Origin of the sequence: Oribacterium sp. HCP28S3_H8, from assembly GCF_052064775.1 — a bacterium.
Lineage (GTDB): Bacteria > Bacillota > Clostridia > Lachnospirales > Lachnospiraceae > Oribacterium.
Genome location: NZ_JBQHUZ010000027.1, coordinates 1 through 1,243 on the forward strand (window position 1 = coordinate 1; position 1,243 = coordinate 1,243).

The window sequence follows — 1,243 nt, forward strand, 5'->3', positions numbered from 1 at the left end:
GGTGCGTGCACCGCGGGGTTAAGGACTGCATTTAGTTTCCGGAAGCGAGCAGAACACGATGGAAAGCGTGATCATAGAGGGTGAAAATCCCGTACGCGAAACGGAAGGAAATGAGCAGGATCCAGAGTACTGTCAGACACGTGGAACCTGGCAGGAAGTCGGGGGGACCACCCCCCAAGGCTAAATACTTCTTAGTGACCGATAGCGATGAGTACTGTGAAGGAAAGGTGAAAAGGACCCCGGGAGGGGAGTGAAAAAGAACCTGAAACCCTGTGTTTACAAGCTGTGGAACACCGCAAGGTGAACCGCGTACTTTTTGTAGAACGGTCCGGCGAGTTATATATACTGGCAAGGTTAAGGATTTAAGATCCGGAGCCGAAGCGAGAGCAAGTCTGAAAAGGGCGTCAAGTCAGTAAGTATAGACCCGAAACCGGGTGACCTATCCATGTCCAGGATGAAGCTGAAGTAAAATTTGGTGGAGGTCCGAACGCACATCTGTTGAAAAAGGTGGCGATGAGGTGTGGATAGCGGAGAAATTCCAATCGAACCCGGAGATAGCTGGTTCTCCTCGAAATAGCTTTAGGGCTAGCCTCATGGTAAAGTCTTACGCAGGTAGAGCACTGAATTGTTGCGGGGGCGTCAAAGCCTACCAAGACATATCAAACTTCGAATGGCGTGAAGATATACATGGGAGTCAGACTGCGCGATATAAATTGCATAGTCAAAAGGGAAACAGCCCAGATCTACAGCTAAGGTCCCAAAGTGCGTGTTAAGTGGTAAAGGATGTGGGATTTCATAGACAACTAGGATGTTGGCTTAGAAGCAGCCACACATTCAAAGAGTGCGTAATAGCTCACTAGTCGAGAGGTCCTGCGCCGAAAATTAACGGGGCTCAAACACGACACCGAAGCTTAGGGATTGCCGTACGGCAATCGGTAGAGGAGCATTGAAGCTTCATAGAAGCGGTACTGAAAAGAACCGTGGAGGAGCTTGAAGAGAGAATGCCGGAATGAGTAGCGAGATGGAGGTGGGAATCCTCCAGGCCGAATATCTAAGGTTTCCAGGGTAAAGCTGATCTTCCCTGGGTAAGTCGGGGCCTAAGGCGAGGCTGAGAAGCGTAGCCGATGGACAGCTGGTTTAGATTCCAGCACCTTGTAATATCAGAAATGTGGGGACACATGGGAAATGTCCGAGCCGGGAATGAAAAGACCGGTACAAGCGGAGCAGCGGACTGTCAGGAAAA

At 50.1% G+C, this 1,243-nt stretch carries 1 rRNA gene; it reads left to right on the plus strand.

The features are described from left to right. Positions 1-1,243: ribosomal RNA gene (locus tag ACTNEN_RS13270) — 23S ribosomal RNA — on the plus strand; the annotation flags it as partial.